The organism is Motiliproteus coralliicola (assembly GCF_003345655.1).
GTDB classification, from domain to species: domain Bacteria; phylum Pseudomonadota; class Gammaproteobacteria; order Pseudomonadales; family Balneatricaceae; genus Motiliproteus; species Motiliproteus coralliicola.
On record NZ_QQOH01000001.1, the window covers coordinates 1528572 to 1543451 of the forward strand.

Here is a 14880-nt window from a genome sequence, read left to right on the forward strand (position 1 = left end):
GACAATATCGACCTTGCTCTCCACTATTAGCGCCCTAACGGCATGCCAGCCGTAATGCGGAGGAGCGATGCAGCTTACAAGACGTGCCAAAGGCCTGCTGATTACCCTGACCGGCGTCAGCCTGTTGATTCCGGATGCTCTGTCAATCCGATTGGCGGGACTGGATTCGTGGAATGTGGTGTTCTGGCGTAGCCTGCTCGGTGGTCTGGTGGTAATGCTGGTGGTGCTGGTGACCCGTCGCCATGAAGGCCCTCTGAAGGCACTACGCCTCAGCCGCCTGGGTCTGCTGCTTGTTGCGCTGATCTGCACCGCCAATATTGGTTTCGTGATGGCGATGCATCACACCAAAGCCGCCAATGTCCTGATTGTCCTGGCGCTTTCGCCGATGTTTTCAGCCCTGTTCGATCGCCTGCTGTTCCAGCTCAGACTGGCGACCCGTACCTGGCTAGCGATCCTCAGCTGTCTGATCGGTGTGACTATTCTGGTTATCGATGGATTGGGGGGCGGCACCCACCTGGGCAACCTGATCGCTCTGGGCACCGCAATGTTGATGGGGCTGGAGTTTTCATTGATGGGTCAGGTTCAACAACGACAGATCTGGCCGGCTCTGTCGCTGGCCTATCTGCTCAGCGCCGCGATTGCGGCGTTGATGGTGAGCTCGATCACGCTCGAAGGCGCCAATATTCCGATAGTCATGGCCATGGGACTGCTGATCGTACCCTTCTCCTTTATGCTGATCTGCCTGGGCCCGGGTTATATCCCCGCGCCGGAAGTGGCGATCATGTTGCTGCTGGAAACCGTAATGGGGCCGTTGTTGGTCTGGTGGGTGCTGGGAGAAGATCCGGGCCGTTATGCCCTGCTGGGTGGCGCCATCGTGGTCACCACCTTGATCTGTCACGCCATCACCGACTTGATGCAGGACCGGCGCGAGCGCCGGGCCGCGCTCAAGAAAGGCTCAGCCGGTTAGGGAACCAAGTTGAAAGCCAGAAACTAGCAAGGACTTATTCGCAGGTTCCTTAGCAACAATTCCTACCAAAGTAATATCAGCGTGCAGATAACCAGCGCTGGGTTTGCTCCACACAGAGCCCATCCAAAGCCAGTTGGCTCAACTGCTGCCAGATGGTGGCGTCACGGGCCTTATCGAGCGCCAGCTCCAGCTGTCGATAAGCACTGCGACCATCGGCTCGGCGGTACTCGATATAGGCAAACCAGCACTTCCAACGCGCCCCGGCCCGGTTGCGCCTTTTGCCAAGGGCCCACCAGACGTATACCGACGTGCCGCTTTGGTGCTGAAGCAGACGGTCATCCGGACGGGATACCGAAGGTTGTTCATCCAAGTCGCCGAGATCGGGACCTTGATCGACAATACATTCAGACATGACTAGCTCTCACTATTAAATGAGAACTGACGTATTCAATGATGGGAAACGCTAGGACACCTGTTTGGTTGTCGGTTTCGACCACATCGCCGACTCTTATCGGAGTCGGTAACCACCTTGCCCAGGTTGGCAGGTTGGCGAGGACGTCAGCCCTTCTCTTGATGTTGGGTACAAATTACCCAGCAAATCTACCCGCTTTTTCGCGAATCAGCAAGGCCTTCAGCAGCACTCGGGCATCACTTTGCTCTATCACTGGGAAGCTGCGCCGATCTTAGCTTCAGCAGGCGTCCGCTCTTCAGGCTTTTCCCTGCCAAGCAGCCTTATCCAGGCCCGCCAACACCAGCTCTTGGTAGTTCGTGCTAGCGCTAAATAACCAAACCCTGATCTTTCAAACGATCGTATAAATTTATCTTTTAAATCAAAGACCAAGTATTTCATTATTTTTCAATTACTTACACCAACAAAGCCACGACCACCTTTGCTTATGATAAGCAGTATCAGTCGCATTTGCATTTGATAGTGATTTACATTCATTTGCGTTTTCTTTACATTGCGCAGCCAAATTCACCCAACCTTGAAACGGATAAGAACGATGAAAAAAACCTTGGCCCTTTGCGGCGTCGCTTCGATGGCGCTCGTCTCCCCTATGGCACAGGCGGTGATCGACACGCTGGAATCAGCCCACACTGAAACAGAAATCAGCATAGATGGCGCCCGTGACAAAGCCTGGGACAACGCCAAGCCGATCAACATCGTCGTTGACGAACTACCCTACAAGCCGAACAACGGCTACGAGGGCATGAAGGAAGCCGAGATCGAGATGCGCTCGCTCCATGACGGTGAATACGTTTACTTTCTACTGCGCTGGGAAGACCCAACCCTGAGCCTCGAACGCTACCCCTGGGTCAAGCAGGAAGACGGCAGTTGGAAACGACTGGTCAACAAAGACAGCACCGGCCACGAGAACACCTTCTACGAAGACAAGATGTCGATCTTCTGGAATATCAAGTCCAAGGGTTTCAAGAAAAAAGGCTGTGACAAGTCCTGCCATATGCCCGAGGACGATGGTCTGCTCGATGGCGTCAAGGATACCTCCGCCGGCCGCCACTACACCTCGGAAGCCGGTGAAACCATCGACATGTGGCACTGGAAAGCGGCCCGAACCAACGCCAACTTCCAGATGGATGACCAGTACGTCGACCATGCTCGCCAGGAGAGTAAAGAGTGGGGCCGCCACAGTGACGACAAGACCGGCGGCGGTTACTACTACAACCTGGAGAAGGGTCGCGACACCCCGGTTTGGATGAACAAAACGCCGAGCGCCGAAGATCTCTACTGGGTTCGCGAAGCGCTGAAGGTGCCGTTTGAAGACAAAGGCTTCAAACCGGGTGACATTATCGGTGGCCATGTGACCGGACCATTCGAAGGCCCCCGTGCTGATATCCAAGCCCGTGGCGAATGGCAAGATGGCGCCTGGATCGTCGAGATCAAGCGCAAGCTGGTCACCAATCACGAAAACAGCAACACCCAGGATATCCAGTTCAACGACCTGGACAAGGATTACTACTTCGGTGTGACCGTGTTTGATAACGCCCAGATCAACCATATCCACCACACCAAGTCCTACAAGATGGTGTTCGGCAACTAATCATTGTAGCGGTATCAAGCCCCCGTACCGACAGCCGTTTGGCGGGGGCGATTTCTCAATCGCTGATTTTCTTCGAGGTACTTTTTCGAGGGCAAAGGGATGAATCAATCGCCCAGCACCCAGATCGCCGATTCCAACTCGGCAGTCTCCAGCACCGGCCGCTGGTTATCGGGCCGACGCCTGTGGTTCAAGAATATTCCCTGGCTGTGCCTGATACTTGGCCTGGCCGTTTATCAATTCTGGATCGGCTTCAAGTACGACTCCAACGACACCACCAATATCTACCTGCAGTTATCCCGGGCCAGCTCCTATGTACTGTTGCTGGTGCTGGTCGTACTCTGGCTTCCGGTGATGCGCAATGGCCTCTCGGTATTGCGTCGCAGCTGGATCGGCGAGTGGCTGCCGATAGAGAATGCAAACGACCTGCACCGCTGGTTGGGCCATATCTGCATCCTCTTTTCGCTGGTTCACGGCAGTCAGTACCTGCTGTATCTGAACACCCTCAATGAACCCTTCATGGAGGTGCTCTTTGCCGAACAACCGGACTTGGTTCGCTCGATGCAAACCACCATGTACGAGTTTGTCAGTGAGGACGAATCGATCGATGTGATGGCCCAGTGGATTGCCGATGGCGCCAGCCAGCAAGGATACGAGGAGCATATCCGTCCGATCATGAAGGAGGACTGCACCAAGTGTCACAGTACCACCTCGACCCAAACCTACGCCATCCAATGGATGCCGCTGACCAAGTATGGCGATGTGGTGTCGCTGACCAGCGCCGGCGTTGAATCGCGTCAGTTTCGCATCAATGTCAGCGGTCTGTTGATGCTGGTCCTGTTCATTGTCGTCTGGGTCAGCTCGCTGGCCTGGATGCGGCATCGCTTCCACCACCATTTCCAGCAGCTGCATCTACTCGGTTATCTACTCGGGCTACTGGCGCTGCTGCATATCCCCAGCCTCGAATGGATCGTTGCCCCGGTGGTGGTATTGGCCATCGAGCTGCTGCTGTCCAAGCGGGTCAAAACCTACCGCGGCCACCCTGCCCGTCTGAGTGCCATCTCAGACGATCTGCTGCGGCTGGAGATCCGTCGCCCCGAAGCGATGCAGATCCGTGCCGGTCATTTTGTCGATCTACGCATTCCGGGACTGTTCGATATTGATCCGACCGATGATGATCCGACCGCTAAAGAACTGCGCCGTAAAAGTACCGTGCTCTGTCGCGAGTGGCATCCGTTTTCACTAACCGGTAGCCGCAACGCCCCCGACAAGCTGGTATTGAAGATCCGTGCCATGGGAGACTGGACCAACGCACTGCGGGATAAGCTGAAAAATCACGACGAGTATCAGCTCGATGTTGATATCCGAGGCCCCTACGCCAGCCCGATCAGCCACGCAGTCACTCACTCAAAACGGCGCAAGGATTGGGTGATGGTGGCCGGTGGCATCGGCATCACCCCGTTCCTCAGCCTGCTACGCGAACTGAAGCAGCAACCGGACGAACCCTACCACCTGCATCTGGTTTGGGTACTGCGCGAGCCGGCGCTGATGCTGTGGATACGGCCACTACTGCAGCGACTGTGCGAGCACAGCAACGTGCGCTGTCACTGGCACTTCTACTTCACCGGTGAAGGGATGTTGTCCGAAACCGAAAAAGATCAGCTGCAGCAGATCGGCGAACTGCAGATACAGCGCTCGCGCCCCGATTGGCCCGCTCTGTTTGAACAGATCGCCGCGACCGGCATCCGCCCGAGCTGCTATGTCTGCGGCCCGGACGCAATGGCCAAGCAGGTCAAGAAAGCCTGCCGTAAGCAGGGCTGGGTGCTGCACAAGGAGGAGTTCTAAACTCGCTTCAGCTTAGAAACCGGCACAAAAAAGGCCAACCCGAGGGTTGGCCTTTTTTATCGCGGGGAGCTGACAATGATCGTTACACCGGCTCAGGTTCTGCCTGCTCACCCACCTTGGCCAGCGCCGCTTCACGGGCCGCCCGGTAGGGGTTATCCGAATCCAGCAACTGCTTGCCCTTCGGAGTCGGGAACTCCACGTCCAGATCCACCACTGCGCCGGCACGGCAGACGTTGATTACCGTATCCATGGTGGCGGCCATCAGCGAGTACTTATCGTCCGGTGCCGCGATCAGGGTCTGCAGGCCCAGGTCGCCCATAAAGCCGAGGCTGGTCTGGGTGTTCTCGGCATCAAGCTTGTTGAAGGCTTCGTCGAACATCGACAGGCTGATGCCGCCCAACGGCTTGCCGTCCATCGCCTGCTTAATCCGGTAGGTGGCGCCCATACCGGCTGCGATCGCAACGTAGAACGGCACCTGGTGCTCACCACCGGAACCGGTCTTGATCCGCTGACTCAGGTTGGTCTTGATATTGCCGTCCAGATCCTTGATCACCAGTTCGAAGTTATAGAAGTTGCGGTAGTCCTGCAGGATCGAGCTTTCGCCTTCGTCCTTCAGTACGGCATGAATCTTCTCCAGTGCTTCGCGATGCGGATTGTCCTCGGCCAGGGTGGTGTCAAACAGTCCGCCGGCGTTGGCCTGGTCGAGCCGAGAGTAGGTCTCGACCAGCTTCAGGATCTCTTTGAGTTCCGGGTTCGGATTCATCGTGAAGCTGTACATCTCGGCGTGGAACGGACGCCGCTTGAGATGGTTGTTCAGCTCTTTAATCAGTTCTTTGATCTTGTCGATCTGATCGTTCAGATGGGCAACGAAGTCGGACCGGAACGCGGTCTCGGCTTCGATCCGGGCCCGTTCGGACTTCTTGGTGTAGTGGGCCAGCTCGGTATCGTTGAGCGCCGTCACGGTGGCGGCAACGAAGGCCTCGAGTTCATCGTGGCTGGAGTCCGGGCTGATATTGTCCAACTCCTGGTGAGACGCGCCACTGCCGTGATACTTGGCCTTATACTGGGCTACCGCATCGCGTACCGAGTTCTTTTTCTTCTCGACCAGAGTCAGCTCGTTCTGCGCCTTGCGGGCCGCATCGAAGGTGATCCGCTCCAGCTCGCCGTTGCAGGATTCCTCCAGGTAATCGCGCTTCTCCTGGGCCGAATCGGCGTTGAACTCGGCCCGCTCCTCACATTTGCTGCGATTGTGAGCGTGCTCTTCCAACTCGCTGTCGAGCACCTCAAGACTGGCCTCGCGCTTGATCAGCGTGGTACGTAGCTTCTTCAGCTGCTCCAACACATTCTGATGTTCGGTCTGGGTAGTCTTCTGCGACTCGACCAGCTCGGTCAGCTTGTTCTGCAGCCCGGAGTCATCCTGGTTGCGCAGGTCCTGGATCGCCTGACGGTAGCCGCTCAGTTCGGCATCGACCATCTCACGCTGGTTGGCCAGCGAGTAGGTGCTCTCCTGCACCCCGGTCAACGAGGCGGTCAGACGAATCAGCGAATCTTTCAGCGTGTCCAGGCTACGGTGCTGCTGCTCCTGTTGGCTGAACTTACGCTGCAGCTGCTCGAAATCCTGGTCCTGGCGCTGCAATTGCTGCTCGCGCTGGCGGATCCCCATCATCGGCGCCTGTTCGTGAATCGCAGTAGTCGAGCCCTCAGTCTGCAGCATGCAGTCCGGGGTGATCGCCCGCTCCTGGCGCAGCAGTTCGGCTTCGGTCTCGACCGCCATCACCCCGCCCAGGGTGCGGTTGATATAGGCCAGCGCGTGTTTGTTCTCGCAGTCGACGTATTCGGCCAACGAGCCCTTCTTGGCCCGGTCGAGCCATCGTTCCGAGGTGGTGGTATTGACGATCCGGCAACCTTTCAGGTGACGGGCCCGGCGACGATAAAGCGTGATCGCATCCTTGACCCGATTCGGATCGACGATCAGCGCCTCACGGCGATTACCGAGGAAACTCTCGATCGCGGTACGCCAGTGGTCATCGTTGATTTCTGTCAGTTCGCATAGTGGCGTGGATTCAATACCGTACTCTTCCAGCAGTCGCATCAGTTCACGGGTGTTGCGCTTGAGCGGCGCATGGCCCTGCTTGAGCTGTTCGATCGCGCCCTGCTGGCCCTTGAGTTGGTCACGCATGGCGTTGAGCTCGATCACCGAGCCTTCAAAGCGACGCGACACCTCCAGCCGAACCCCATCGATCTGCTTCTTCAGCTGTTCCAGGCAGTTATCCACCGCCATCGGCTGCTGCGGCCAGCTGCCTTCGAGCAGATTTTCCCCTTCACGCCAAAGCTCAACCGCCTCTTTGACCACTTCGACAAAGTTGTCCGGCAGGCTGTTCTCGTGCTTGGCGAAATTGACGGTGGAGCGCAGCAGACTGTAGATCTCCTGAATCTTGTCGCTGACGACACTCAGCTCGTGCTGCTTGGCATCGATCTTGAGCTCTAGCTCCTTGATCCGCCCGGCCGAGTCGGTGTTGTTCAGCTCGGCCCGGGTATCGGCCAGTGCCTGCATCAAGCCGTTCAGCTCTTTCTCGAGTCGATCGGATTCGATCTCCAGCGCTTCGGCTTTCTCCTGCTCGGTTTCCAGTTTCTCTTCGACCGATTCCTTCTTCAGGTCGGCCGCTTCAAAACGGGACTCGTGAACCACCCACTCGTACTCAACCGCGTTGCGGGCGTTACGCTTCACTCCGCCGCACAGCTCCTGAACTTTGGTCAGTTCATCGATCCGGGCCGAAACCTCCTTGGTCTTCTGCTCCATCGCCCGGTACTCTTCGAGCGATTTGCGGAAGTCGCCGACCTGAACCAGTTTCTGGTCCAGCACGTACTCGCGCACGAAGCGGGTCGGACTGTCGATCGGGGTGAACTTGATCGCGTTGCGGAAGTTCTTCAGGAACTTGTCTTCATCGACCGGCAGATTGCTGTCGTAGCTGAGCAGCGCCATCATCTCTTTGAGGAAACGACTGGTGCGTTTCTCCAATGTCATGGTCGGGCAGCGCTGGCGCAGATGATCGCGAACATCGGTCCAGGCCCGCGGAATCCGGCCACCGTTGGCCTGGGTGGTGAAATCGTCCAGTGTCACCGAGGTATGGGGCAGGATAAAGCGGCCTTCGACCTCTTCGTCCGGACTCGCCAACGAGGCGCTGATCGCCAGGCCGACGGTATCGATCTGACCGGAATCTTCGTCTTTGAACTCCAACGCCAGGTAGGTGATCGAGTCTTCGCGGGCCAGTTTGCCCTTGCCACCGGTGCTGGTGTCGTCCAGAAAACCCAGGCAGTAGGTGCGCAGGCTACGCTCGGACTTCTGTCCGGCGCTGGCGTTGAAGCTCAGGTAACGCTTGTTACCGCCGACCATGACGGTCTGGATCGCATCCAGCAGCGACGACTTGCCCGAACCATTGGGGCCAACGATAGCGACATTGCCGCGAATCGGGATTTCGACCGCCCCGAGCACGTACCAGTTAACCAGGACAATTTTATTCAGCAGCTTCATTGGGCGGTCTCCGGCTCGGCCTCGGTCTTCGGTTCGATCTGTTGTTCAGTTGAGGCTGGGCTATCGGTTTCAGCTTCAGTTTTGGGTGCGGTTTCCGCATCCTGCTCGGCCAGTTCCCGCTCTTCGATCGCCTGCTCTTCGCTGGCATCGACGCCATCGGCCAGCTCTTCCAGCTGACGCACCCAGTCTTCAACCACCACCTGGCGGATCGACGGATTGATCATCAACGGAATATTCTTCGGATCGGTCTCGGCCGGCTTACCACGCTCGATAATGCCATGACGGCTGAACAGACCAAGGATCTCTTTGAAACGGGTTTCGTTGGGGATCTCTTTGGCGGTCAGGTTTTCGTAAAGCTGCAGCAGATCATCGGAACTGATAAAGGCCTTACCGCCTTCAACGTCGAAGTTCTCCAGCTTCTGCTCATACTGCTGGCGCAGACAGAGCAGGAACAGCGACTCGTCCAGACGCAAACGCAGATAACGCTCTTCCCCGCGGGGGATCAGGCCGATGTAGGACTCGTCCGGCTGATGGGTCAGTGACCAGCCGATCGCCTCAAACAGGTTGGTGAAGTAACCGATATGGTCGGCAATCAGGAAATAGTGCGGCCGGTGCGCCGGTTTGTCGGCATACAGGAACTGGTTCACCAGTAGCTTGTTGGCGGCCTGGATGAAATCCTCGGCATCGACCTGCTCGACCCGGTTCAAAATTTTGCTCAAATCACCCAGCATTCGCTACGTCCTTCTGGTTGGTCTTATCACGGTGGAGACTAAAGCCCCGGCATTCGACCATCTCGGCCACCGCGGTGTAATCATCATCAAATTCGATCCGGTACTTGCCGTACAGGTTCTTGCCTTTCTTGCCCAGTGAGGCCATGTGGCGCACATAACTGAAGGCGATATAATCCTCGATCGTGTCGATCGTAAACTGCTCGGCACGCAGGCTGTCAGCACCGTCGAGCTGGCGCTCGATATAGGCCTCCAGCTTACTACCGTTGATCTGGCGCCGCTCTTTGTATTCCTTGAAGCGATGGCGTTGCTCCAGCACTTCCGGATCGATCACCTGCTGCTGGATAATCTTCAGCGACGGCGGGGTACGTCGGCGCGGTGCGCTGCGGATCGAACGCGGCGACAGGAAAGCGTAGCTCTCCAGCGTGTCGACCAGCGGAATCTCAGCCTCGTCCTGCTCGGACAGCTTGGCGATCAGACGCGACAACCGCGAGCTCATGCCCGGGGTGGTCTTGTCCATATAACGGACCGTATCGGAAACCCGCTTCTCAAGACGGAAACGGAAATCATCGATCGCGGCCAGGCGCTCATCGACCGACTCGAAGATCCGGATAATCCGCGAAATATGCTGATCCACCTTGGCCTCGGCTTCGGCGTTGGTCAGCTCCAAGACCTCCTGGTAGTGATCGATCAGCTGATTGCGTTTGAGCTCATCGAACTGCAGATCCTTGAGCATCGACAACAGCTGGCGCCGGAAACGGAACGGGTTGTTGTGGGTCTTCAGGGTCTTATAGTCGGAGACCAGAATCGCCTCGACGAACTGCTCAAAGAAGCCGCGCACGATGTCCTGGGGATTGGTGCTGGCGGCAAAGCTCTGGCGCAGCTCGCGCAGGCCCAGCAGCATATCTGTCAGGTGGGCGCTGAACTCGGCCGCGGTGCGGGCCGCTTCCTGCAGAGTCAGGCCCCGGCCGGTGGGATCGGAAATCGCTGCTTCAACCGAGCTGAGCACATTCAGCACGGCGCCACCGTAGCTCTTCTTCTGGAAGGTCGCCACGTCGATCAGGGTGCGCAGCACATGGCTGACCGACGGTGCCATTAATACATAGGTACGGTAGAGCTGTTGCTCTTCATCGAGCCAGCCGGTTTTGACCAGTCGACGGTAGATCCGGTTGGTGTAGTCGGCGCTGGTCTTGGGTATCGAAGCCGCTTGAGCAGCCGCCACCGGCTCCCCTTCATCCTCATCGGCTTCCGGCGCCCACTGGCGGATACCGTGTTTGATCACCGCTTCTTCGATGGTCGAACGCACCAGATCCTTGGGGATAAAGGGATCGATCAGATCCTCGTCGAAAAACAGATCGGCCAGTTCAATCAAAACGGTTTGATAGATCTGGCGATTCTGCCCCGACAACGGCAGAAATAACTCGTCAGGCAGCTTGTTGAAAAGCATGAAGGGTCCTAATTGCTTTCGAAAGGGCAAGCTGAAAAGCCGCACCAAAGCACCGGATTCTAACCCACTCCTTCAGCAGCGTTAAGTCCGTTTGCCTGCCCTCGGACAAGGATTGGGGATTCTTTCGATCAGGCGTTTTTGATCATCGGTTTGGCGGCCTCGGCACCAAGCCGAAACTCCTTTAATGAGCAGTCCAATTCCAGGTCCGAACGCAGCGCTACTAGGCGTCGGGCTTGTTCGACCTGAGCCCAGCGCCCCTCCAGTTTATTGCGATAGCGGGTCGGCAGCTGTTCCAGCGCTGCAAACAGGGCTTCTAGGTCTTGCCATTGTGACAATAGCTGCGCCGCACCTTTGGCACCGATCCCATCGACACCACGGATCCGGTTGGTATTGTCACCGCAGAGGGCCAGGTAATCGCACAGCTGACCGGGCTGGACCTGAAACCGCTGCTGGATAAAATCCCTGTCGATCTTCTGCTTGGCAAAATGATCCCACAACACCAGTCCCTGCGGATCACTGGCCAACAACTGAGCGAAACCTTTATCGGTCGATACCAGCACCACTTCACCGCCGGCCTGCAAGGTCTTCGCCGCCAGGGTCGTCAAGACATCATCGGCTTCGTAATGGGGATAGGTCAGACTGGTCAGCCCCTTGTAGCGAAACAGTTGCTGAAAGCGATCCAGGTTGTCCCTTAGGCTGTCCGGCATCGGCTTGCGCCCGGCCTTGTAGTCCGGGTAAGCCAGATGACGCCAGCTTTTTTGCCAACCATCAAAAGCACAGACGCCGTGGGTTGGCTCGAAACGGCTCAGCAAACGCCCCACGATCTGCCCCGACGTTGTCAGCGCCGCTTCGATGGCGTCATCCCCTTCACCGGGCACAGCCGCATGGACCCGACGAATCAGGTTCATTGCATCGATAAGCAGTAGTTTGATCGCCATTGTTCACCGTTCCAGCACTTTGATTGAGCGATTATCCGTACCCGATCGAAGCGGCGCAACCGAAGGAGTCAGAGCATTGAAAAGACATCGGAACAAGGCCCTTGACCGTACCGCTAAAGGTCGATAATATCCGCGCCCACGGTTTGAGTGATTCCCTGATAGCTCAGTTGGTAGAGCAGTAGACTGTTAATCTATTGGTCGCTGGTTCGAGTCCAGCTCAGGGAGCCAACCACCAACGATTCAAACCGGTTTTAGATCCGTTCCCCGATAGCTCAGTTGGTAGAGCAGTAGACTGTTAATCTATTGGTCGCTGGTTCGAGTCCAGCTCGGGGAGCCATCTAAATTACCTTCCTCTCGGTAGTTCCTTCAGCTTTTCCGTTCGTCCTTCAGCCCATCAGCCATTAAACTAAAGCTTATGTTGTAGGCCATTGATGCTTGGCGGAAAGAAGCCCACACTTCCCCCTACACCTAGATTGAGAGTTATAGCGAAAGCCGTAGTCTCGCCCTGTTTAACCCCAACTAGGCCTTAGAACTACCGATCATGGCTGATATTTCTGTTTTCTCAGCTCAAAACTCACCCGCAAAGCTGCTCAAACTGCTGCTGATCGTCGCTCTGTTTTTTTCTATCACCATTCTAGGGCTATCCAGCTACGCCATCACTGCGATCTACAGCAAGCAAGTCCTGCAAGATACCGAAACGAACGCGATCAAAACCTCTCTATCGGTCCTCGCGCTTGAAAAGGATAATTTCCTCCACCCCGATGCTGATGGCAATGAGCAGTTGCAGATTTATCCTGAGGATTTTCAAGCATTGGACGCCAAGATGCGGGCGCTATTTGCTCCCCTGGATATCGTGAAAATTAAAATTTTCTCGACCCAAGGAGAGGTACTTTACAGTACAGACCATTCAATCATCGGCAAAAAAGACAAAGAAAATCTAAGGCTTAAGGCGGCGCTAGCCGGAGGGACTGACTCTAAATTAAAGAGTAAAGATGAGTTCACGGACCTGCAGGGAGAAAAGCGTTTCGCAGTCGATGTCGTAGAGAGTTATGTGCCGATTCATAACAGCTTGGGCATGATCGTCGGGGCTTTCGAGATCTATCAGGACATCACCGCCAGTAACAGCCGTAGTCATCAAGGCGCCATGAATCTACTGATTTCACTGGCCTTGATACTCGTTGTGGCATTCGGTCTCAGCTTCCTAGTGGTCAAGATTGCCGCCAAAGAGTTAACCAAGATTCAACACAAACTACATGATATGGCGACCTTGGATTCGCTGACCGGGCTATATAACCGTGCGATGATTCTGGAGGCTCTGGAGCACGAGTCAATTCCCGAACAAAGAGCAGTGGAGGAAGCGACACATAGCACGTTTAGCCTGGTAATGATCGATATCGATCATTTCAAATCGGTCAATGATGTCTATGGTCATCTCGTTGGAGACAGGGTGATAGTCAAGGTCGCAAATTCGATCAGTAAGGCGCTACGTGACGGTGATCGGATAGGTCGTTACGGCGGCGAGGAATTTCTGCTGCTACTGCCGGCAACAGACCTTAACGGCGCCTGTAGCTTGGCAGAAAGGATTCGACAACGCGTTGAAGAGACACTGATTGAAATCGACCAACACGAACTTTCCATCACAATTAGTCTTGGTGTTGCGACGAGCAACGCTACCGAATCAACTTATAAGTCGGTTCTACAGAGGGCAGACGATGCGCTTTACGCCGCGAAACAAGAAGGGCGTAACCGAGTTAACTATCGTGAGTTTGAGCAACAAGCCTTTCAATTCGACGCGGAACAATAAGTCGAACCCTTAACCCTGCTTAATCCAATCGCTCCGCTCAGTAAAACACAGGCGGAGCAATGCCGATAACCGGCTGATGGGCGAACAACAGAGCCAAATACAGTACGGCCCCCAACAGCACCCGCCACCAGCCGATCCCACCCCAGTCGATCGTCAATGGTGAGGCAAATGGGACATTGACAGTATTCTTCAGCATCCGCTCCCACTCGTCGGCACTATAGCGGCGCCGTTTGACCCGCTCCATGGTAAAGGTCCCTGCAAGGCTAAGCAGAAGCATCAAGCCAAACAGCAGCAATCCGGCAACATCACCATTAACCGGAATATGAGAGCCGGACCACAGTACCAAGCCCCACATCACCGGATGACGGCTGACAGTAACGATACCTGGCCGTGCTAAATCAAAGCCCTGCGCGCCTGCACCCAACGAAAACGGATTCTTAGAACTCAACCCTGCCACGATCAAAAAACTGGCGATCGGCATCAACACGACCGGTAACCAAGCCGCCCAAATCGACCAGGGCCACAGCTGCACGAAAGGCGCCTGAGCGAAAGCATGACCAAGCCAACCGATAATCAGCAACGACAGAATGCTGTAGGCAATTAAAAAGCCCACCCGCCCCAAACACTGCTCCAGCGGCTGGCGGAACTTGGGCCGCATCGGAATCATATGGCTAAGGATAAAGACCACGATCGCGCTAAGAAGAGCTGCCACTGGAACCTCGTTATAGATTGTCGATAGCTGAATTGTACTGGGACAGCAATTATCGGCAATTGATTCAGGTTATCGAGCTAGAAAGTGGAGGATTGGTCAAAGGCCTAACTGCCGAGTGAGGCAGTTCACAAAGACATAGTGGAGAAGGTGCTTGGCGATGGAAGTCCTGCGGCGGGTACGCCACAGTCGCCTCTACGGGCCAAAGCTTTGCTTTGTCTTTATCCGCAGAGGCCCTACTCCACATGGGTTGTGCTGCCGCAAGCGGCGTTTATTTACCTTCCCCCATGCGAGTGTAAAAGTCCACATAACTAATACGAAAAAACCCCTAGCACAGCGTGCTAGGGGTTTCTCGTATTAGGCGCTTGGCGATGGAAGTCCCCGGGGCCGGTAGGCCCGGGGCGTAAAACCGGGTCGAAGCAGTGCTTCGCCGGATCCGGTTTTACCCTACTCTCGAGTAGGTCACTAAACAGCAGATATAAAAAAACCCGGTTCGCAGGAACCGGGTTTCTTTATATTAGGCGCTTGGCGATGACCTACTCTCACATGGGGAAGCCCCACACTACCATCGGCGCTGATTCGTTTCACTGCTGAGTTCGGGATGGGGTCAGGTGGTTCCAAATCGCTATGGTCGCCAAGCAAAAAAGGTCAGTGAATCCGCCCGCCATGGATGGCGGAAGTGCAGAAAATGCAGGAGCAATTTTCTGCGAACTTAATTGAAGTCTCTTGAATCAGTTCAACGTGTCGATCGTTTATATCTAGCTTGTTTCGTATCAGTGCCAACCTAACACCGCTTTGGCGTTATATGGTCAAGCCGCACGAGCAATTAGTACTGGTTAGCTCAACGCCTCAC

At 55.7% G+C, this 14880-nt stretch carries 10 protein-coding genes, 2 tRNA genes, 1 rRNA gene and 1 riboswitch; of the genes, 6 read left to right on the top strand and 7 right to left on the bottom strand.

Annotated elements, in window-relative coordinates:
• The first annotated feature begins 67 nt into the window (after positions 1 to 67).
• The gene (locus DV711_RS06840) at positions 68 to 967 is read left to right on the top strand and encodes a DMT family transporter (protein ID WP_114694856.1); all 900 of its coding nucleotides are present in this window, start codon (positions 68 to 70) and stop codon (positions 965 to 967) included.
• Positions 968 to 1043: 76 nt separating this feature from the next.
• Here DV711_RS06840 and DV711_RS06845 read toward each other — a convergent pair whose 3' ends face one another.
• Positions 1044 to 1379 carry a hypothetical protein gene (locus DV711_RS06845; RefSeq protein ID WP_114694857.1) on the bottom strand — a complete coding sequence of 112 codons (336 nt, stop codon included), beginning with the start codon at positions 1377 to 1379 and terminating at the stop codon, positions 1044 to 1046.
• 54 nt (positions 1380 to 1433) lie between these two features.
• Positions 1434 to 1549: riboswitch (SAM-I-IV-variant riboswitch) on the bottom strand.
• 422 nt (positions 1550 to 1971) lie between these two features.
• On the opposite strand from DV711_RS06845, the gene DV711_RS06850 reads away from it, so the two are divergent.
• A complete protein-coding gene (locus tag DV711_RS06850) occupies positions 1972 to 3027 on the top strand; it encodes an ethylbenzene dehydrogenase-related protein (RefSeq protein WP_114694858.1) in 1056 nt (351 codons plus the stop codon).
• A gap of 99 nt (positions 3028 to 3126) precedes the next feature.
• Positions 3127 to 4869, top strand: coding sequence for a ferredoxin reductase domain-containing protein (locus tag DV711_RS06855; RefSeq protein WP_114694859.1), 1743 nt, complete (start codon positions 3127 to 3129; stop codon positions 4867 to 4869).
• Between the two features lie 82 nt (positions 4870 to 4951).
• On the opposite strand, the gene DV711_RS06860 is transcribed toward DV711_RS06855, so the two are convergent.
• From DV711_RS06860 to xni, 4 genes are all read right to left on the bottom strand, one after another.
• Positions 4952 to 8401, bottom strand: a complete 3450-nt coding sequence (locus DV711_RS06860) for an SbcC/MukB-like Walker B domain-containing protein (RefSeq protein WP_114694860.1) — start codon at positions 8399 to 8401, stop codon at positions 4952 to 4954.
• Positions 8398 to 9132 (bottom strand): DUF4194 domain-containing protein, encoded by a 735-nt coding sequence (locus DV711_RS06865; RefSeq protein ID WP_114694861.1) that lies wholly within the window; start codon positions 9130 to 9132, stop codon positions 8398 to 8400. Before DV711_RS06865 ends, DV711_RS06860 begins: the two co-directional genes overlap by 4 nt.
• Entirely contained in the window at positions 9122 to 10576 is a 1455-nt protein-coding gene (locus DV711_RS06870; RefSeq protein WP_114694862.1) for a Wadjet anti-phage system protein JetA family protein, read from the bottom strand. Before DV711_RS06870 ends, DV711_RS06865 begins: the two co-directional genes overlap by 11 nt.
• A gap of 128 nt (positions 10577 to 10704) precedes the next feature.
• Positions 10705 to 11514 (bottom strand): flap endonuclease Xni, encoded by an 810-nt coding sequence (gene xni / locus DV711_RS06875; protein WP_114694863.1) that lies wholly within the window; start codon positions 11512 to 11514, stop codon positions 10705 to 10707.
• A gap of 152 nt (positions 11515 to 11666) precedes the next feature.
• Between xni and DV711_RS06880 the strand changes: the two genes are divergently transcribed.
• The 3 genes from DV711_RS06880 (at position 11667) to DV711_RS06890 (ending at position 13318) form a co-directional block, all read left to right on the top strand.
• Positions 11667 to 11742 (top strand) — tRNA-Asn (locus tag DV711_RS06880).
• A 33-nt stretch (positions 11743 to 11775) separates the two neighbouring features.
• Positions 11776 to 11851 (top strand) — tRNA-Asn (locus DV711_RS06885).
• A gap of 204 nt (positions 11852 to 12055) precedes the next feature.
• Complete coding sequence (locus DV711_RS06890; RefSeq protein ID WP_114694864.1) at positions 12056 to 13318, top strand: GGDEF domain-containing protein; 1263 nt, start codon at positions 12056 to 12058, stop codon at positions 13316 to 13318.
• Between the two features lie 37 nt (positions 13319 to 13355).
• On the opposite strand, the gene DV711_RS06895 is transcribed toward DV711_RS06890, so the two are convergent.
• Positions 13356 to 14030: an NnrU family protein gene (locus DV711_RS06895; RefSeq protein ID WP_114694865.1), complete on the bottom strand. Its 675-nt coding sequence runs from the start codon at positions 14028 to 14030 to the stop codon at positions 13356 to 13358.
• Between the two features lie 520 nt (positions 14031 to 14550).
• A 5S ribosomal RNA gene (gene rrf, locus DV711_RS06900) occupies positions 14551 to 14666 on the bottom strand.
• Between the last annotated feature and the right edge of the window lie 214 nt (positions 14667 to 14880).

Coding starts and splice junctions, on each gene's coding strand:
- DV711_RS06840 (WP_114694856.1), top strand. CDS start 68: ATGCAGCTTACAAGACGTGCCAAAGGCCTGCTGATTACCCTGACCGGC.
- DV711_RS06845 (WP_114694857.1), bottom strand. CDS start 1,379: ATGTCTGAATGTATTGTCGATCAAGGTCCCGATCTCGGCGACTTGGAT.
- DV711_RS06850 (WP_114694858.1), top strand. CDS start 1,972: ATGAAAAAAACCTTGGCCCTTTGCGGCGTCGCTTCGATGGCGCTCGTC.
- DV711_RS06855 (WP_114694859.1), top strand. CDS start 3,127: ATGAATCAATCGCCCAGCACCCAGATCGCCGATTCCAACTCGGCAGTC.
- DV711_RS06860 (WP_114694860.1), bottom strand. CDS start 8,401: ATGAAGCTGCTGAATAAAATTGTCCTGGTTAACTGGTACGTGCTCGGG.
- DV711_RS06865 (WP_114694861.1), bottom strand. CDS start 9,132: ATGCTGGGTGATTTGAGCAAAATTTTGAACCGGGTCGAGCAGGTCGAT.
- DV711_RS06870 (WP_114694862.1), bottom strand. CDS start 10,576: ATGCTTTTCAACAAGCTGCCTGACGAGTTATTTCTGCCGTTGTCGGGG.
- xni (WP_114694863.1), bottom strand. CDS start 11,514: ATGGCGATCAAACTACTGCTTATCGATGCAATGAACCTGATTCGTCGG.
- DV711_RS06890 (WP_114694864.1), top strand. CDS start 12,056: ATGGCTGATATTTCTGTTTTCTCAGCTCAAAACTCACCCGCAAAGCTG.